This window comes from Streptomyces yerevanensis (genome assembly GCF_000716805.1).
Lineage (GTDB): Bacteria > Actinomycetota > Actinomycetes > Streptomycetales > Streptomycetaceae > Streptomyces > Streptomyces flaveus.
In genome coordinates, this window is sequence record NZ_JNWJ01000148.1 from 1 (window position 1) to 4,494 (window position 4,494).

Genomic DNA, 4,494 nt, shown 5'->3' on the forward strand with positions numbered 1-4,494 from the left:
CGGCGGCACCCAGCGCGGCACCGGAGTAGGTGAGGAAACGACGTCTGTCGAGAGACCCTGTAGCGGGAACGGACATGACTGGACAGCCTTTCGTACGGGACGTATTGGGCATGCGGAGCTGCCGCGGGGAGGAGCGGCAAAGGGACAGGGGAGTGGGGACGGACCGGGCGGGAAGCGTCGGGCTCACTCAGCCATGGCGCGAGACGTCCCGGACCGGGCGCGCACACGGCTGTCGTGCATGTGTGTCGGCACCGCATCGTCCGGCCGCGACGGCGACGGTGGTCGCGTCCGCGGGGACCCTCCCAGGGCGCCTCGTAGCGCCCTGTCCATGGCCGGAATTCGGCGATGACACTGCTGCATTCACGTGGACCGGTTTCTGTGGCTCTGCCCAGATTTATCGTCTATTTCCTTCTGGGGAAACCGGTTGACTCGAACTTCGGCGAACGTTAAGTTGCAGCGCCAGAAGATGTCAAGAGGTCGTCAAGAGAACAGAATGCGCCACCGCCGCACACGCCGAGCGGCCCCTGGCGCCCACCGGAGAGGGGGACCGACGTGCCGGAACAGCCTGTCAGGGCGAGGCTGGTGGACGTGGCGGAGAGGGCCGGAGTCTCCAAGGCCACCGTGTCCAAACTGCTCAACGGCCGGCAGGACCTGTCCGTGCGGCCGGAGACGCGCCAACGCGTCCTTGAGGCCGCCGAGGCACTCGGCTACCGGCCTCATTCCGGGGCCCGTGCGCTGGCCGGCGCCAGCACGCACGTACTGGCCCTGCTGGTCCCCGCCCTCGGCAACCCCACGTACGTCACCATCGCTCGAGGCGCCTACCAGCGCGCCCGTCAGCTCGGTTACCTCTCCCTGCTGGCCGAGGACTTCGACGGGCAGGAAGCCGACGAGTCGTTCAACGACCTGGTGCAGGAGGGCAGGGTCGACGGGCTGCTCATCGCCTCGGCCCGCCCCGGCCACCCCCTGCTGGACACCCTGAGCCGCAGCCCTGTCCCGCACGTCTTCCTCAACCGCGCCGTGCCGGGATCCGGCCGCAGCGTCACGATGGACGTCGCCCGCTCCAGCGTGACCGCACTCGACCACCTGCACGACCTCGGTCACCGCGCGGTCGGCCACATCGCGGGTCCGCCCGGGATAACGCCCAGCGAGGTCCGCAAGGAGGCGTTCCTGCGCCACGCCGACGCACTCGGGCTGGATGCGGCTCCGGTCGCCTCCGGGGAGTTCACCGAGGACGGCGGCGGCTTTGCGGCGCGGGAACTGCTGGGCCCCACTGACGGTGGCGAGCGCCCGCCGGTCACCGCCCTCTACACCAGCTCGCTCGCCCAGGCCATCGGTGCCATGGCCGCGATCCGGGAGCTCGGCCTGAGGATTCCGGAGGACGTCTCCGTGATCGGCAATGACGACCTGCCCGTGGCCGCGCATCTCCATCCACCGCTGACCACCGTGGCGATGCCGCTGTACGAGCTGGGGACCGCCGCAGTGGACGCCCTGGTGGCCACTATCGAGGGCAGGCCGGTGGGAGACGTCGTCGTACCGACCGAGCCGCGGCTGATGCTGCGCGGCTCCACGGCCAGACCGGCAGGACCAGGAGGAACGCCATGACCGTCGCCGCCGCACCGGCGCGTTTCACCGGCCGTACGGCCCTGCTCACCGCGGCCGCCTCCGGTATCGGAGCGGCCACCGCCCGCCGACTGGCGGCGGAGGGAGCCTCGGTCCTCGTCACCGACGTGGACGCCAAGGGTGCCCATCGCGTCGCCGAGGAGATCCGCGCCGCAGGAGGGCGGGTGCAGGACCAGCGTCTCGACGTCACCTCACCGAGTCAGTGGGGCGCGGCCGTCGCCGAGGCCGAGTCCTGGACCGGGCGCCTCGACGTACTCCATCTCAACGCCGGCCAGAACTTGCCCGGAGCGGCACACGAACTGGACGACGCCGCCTGGCACGACCAGCTGCGGCTCTGCCTCGACTCCGTGTTCTACGGTGTCCGGGCCGCCGTGCCCCTGCTCAGGACGGCCAGGGGCGCGGTGGTGATCACCTCGTCCGTGCACGCCGTCATCGGCTTCAAGGGCTTCCCCGCGTACGCGGCGGCCAAGGGCGGGATCGACGCCCTCGTGCGCCAGTTGGCTGTCGAGTACGGAGGGCAGATCAGGTTCAACGCCGTCCTGCCCGGAGCCGTTGCCACCGCCCTGTGGGCCGAGACACCCCCGGAGTACAAGGCGCGGACCATCGCACGCACCCCCGTCGGCCGGCTCGGCGCCCCCGGGGACATCGCCGCCGCCGTCGCCTTCCTCGCCTCCGAGGACGCCTCCTTCGTCACCGGCCAGAACCTGATCGTGGACGGTGGCCGCAGCATCAGCTCCCAGGAGTAGGCCGCCTCGCCCGTTCGAGGCGGGACACCTGCCCGTTCCAGGCGCGACCCGGCCTCCGCATCCCGGTGGGCCGCGCCCGCGGGCGTCCCGCACAGCAACCCCCTTCCTCCCAGCTCGCCTCTCTCCTCCGGAGCGGGCACTTCCTCTCACCCGCTCCAACCACACCGACTCATCAGCCCGCCGTCTCGCCCAGGCCCCGCTCGGCGGTACACGGCACAGGACCGGAGGTCCATCCCATGAAGATCACTGGATACGAGCTTTTCCTCGTCGAACCGCGCTGGCTCTTCCTGCGCGTCGACACCGACGAGGGCATCTCCGGCTGGGGCGAACCCATCGTCGAGGGCAAGGCCCACACCGTCGCCAAGTGCGTCGAGGAGATGTTCGACTACCTCCTGGGGCAGGACCCGGCCCGTATCGAGGAGCACTGGCAGGTGCTCGCCAAGAGCGGTTTCTACCGCGGCGGCGTCGTCCTGAACAGCGCCCTGGCCGGCATCGACCAGGCCCTGTGGGACATCGCGGGCAAGACCCACGGCGTCCCGGTCCACCAGCTCCTCGGCGGCCACGTCCGCGACCGGGTGCGCGTCTACGGCTGGGTCGGCGGCGAAACCCCGGAGGAACTGGGCGAGTCGGCGGCCGCGCAGGTCGCCAAGGGCATGACGGCGGTCAAGCTCAATCCCTGCGGCCAGCTGGAGCCCCTCGCCACGCCCGCCGCGATCAACGCCATCGTGGACGGGGTGACCGCGGTTCGCGAGGCCATCGGCCCGGATCGCGACTTGGCACTCGACTTCCACGGCCGGTTCAGCGGGGCGATGTCCCGCCGCGTGCTGCCCCTGCTCGAGCCCCTGTTGCCGATGTTCGTCGAGGAGCCGGTGCTGCCGGAGTTCTCCCAGGACCTCGGCGCCGTGGTGCGCTCCACCTCCATCCCCATCGCCACCGGCGAACGGCTCTACTCCCGCTGGGACTTCCGCTCGGTGCTCTCCGACGGCATCGCCGTGGCCCAGCCCGACATCAGCCACGCCGGAGGCATCTCCGAGACCCGCCGGATCGCCGCGATGGCCGAGGCCTACGACGTCGTGGTGGCCCCGCACTGCCCGCTCGGCCCGATCGCCCTCGCGGCCAGCCTCCAACTCGACTTCGCGATCCCCAACTTCCTCATCCAGGAACAGGCGCTCGGCATCGGCTACGGCGACAGCAGCGGGCTGCTGGACTACCTCGCCGACACCACTCCCTTCACTTTCCGCGACGGCTACATCGACCGCCCGACCGCGCCCGGTCTCGGCATCACCATCGACGAGAACGCGGTCCGTGCCGCCGCCGAACGCGGCCACCGCTGGCGCAACGACGTGTGGCGCAACGCCGACGGCTCACTGGCCGCGTGGTAGCCCTGCCGTTCAGCCACCGCCGGGCTTCCTGATGTGCTCCTTCATGTCCTTGAGCTGGGTGAGAATCGGGTATCCGCTGACACTGAGCGCGTTCCCGTGGCCCGTCTCGTGGATGTCGAACACCGACTGGACGGCCGCGTAGAAGCCCTGTACGTCAAGGGTCTGGTCGACGGCGCGCTTAGCCTGGCGGAGCCCGAAGGGAGGCATACGGGCGATCTGCCAGGCCAGTTCCATGGCTGCCGAGTCCAGTTCATCCAGCGGTACGACCCGGTTGACCATGCCGGCCTGCTCCGCCTCCTCCGCGGTGACCGCCCTCCCGGTGAGAGAATCTCCTTCGCCCTGCGCGGGCCCAACTCCCAGGTGTGGTCGTGGTATTCCACTCCTCCGATGCCCATGTGCACCACGGGGTCGGAGAACTCGGCGTTCTCGGCCGCCACGATCAGGTCGCAGGGCCGGCACAGCATCAGCCCGCCCGCGATGCACTTGCCCTGGACGGCGGCGATCGACGGCTTGGGTACGTTGCGCCGGTGCAGGGTGTATTCCAGATACCGGTGAGCTTCGGCGTGGTAGATCCACTCCAGGGTGATCTCCTTCGGGGCGAGCCAGCGGTCCTTCAGGTCGTGGCCGGCCGAGAAACGCCGCCCGTTGCCCCGCGCCCCTATGGGGCGTTGTCGCTGAGCCTCGTTCTCCCGCACCCTGATAATGGGCTGATGGCACGGGCGAAGGCGCAGCCGAGGACCAAGCGG

Annotated in this window: 3 protein-coding genes and 1 pseudogene; 3 read left to right on the plus strand and 1 reads right to left on the minus strand. The window is 70.3% G+C overall.

Features of this window, described 5'->3' with window-relative positions; genetic code table 11:
* The first annotated feature begins 552 nt into the window (after positions 1–552).
* The 3 genes from OP79_RS48420 to dgoD all read left to right on the plus strand — a co-directional run bounded on the left by OP79_RS48420 (position 553) and on the right by dgoD (position 3,748).
* The gene (locus OP79_RS48420) at positions 553–1,602 is read left to right on the plus strand and encodes a LacI family DNA-binding transcriptional regulator (protein WP_033329617.1); all 1,050 of its coding nucleotides are present in this window, start codon (positions 553–555) and stop codon (positions 1,600–1,602) included.
* Complete coding sequence (locus tag OP79_RS48425) at positions 1,599–2,366, plus strand: SDR family NAD(P)-dependent oxidoreductase (RefSeq protein WP_033329618.1); 768 nt, start codon at positions 1,599–1,601, stop codon at positions 2,364–2,366. Before OP79_RS48420 ends, OP79_RS48425 begins: the two co-directional genes overlap by 4 nt.
* A 236-nt stretch (positions 2,367–2,602) precedes the next feature.
* The gene (gene dgoD, locus OP79_RS48430; protein ID WP_033329619.1) at positions 2,603–3,748 is read left to right on the plus strand and encodes a galactonate dehydratase; all 1,146 of its coding nucleotides are present in this window, start codon (positions 2,603–2,605) and stop codon (positions 3,746–3,748) included.
* A 9-nt stretch (positions 3,749–3,757) separates the two neighbouring features.
* Here dgoD and OP79_RS57895 read toward each other — a convergent pair.
* A pseudogene (locus OP79_RS57895) lies at positions 3,758–4,443 on the minus strand (enoyl-CoA hydratase-related protein).
* Positions 4,444–4,494 lie beyond the last annotated feature (51 nt).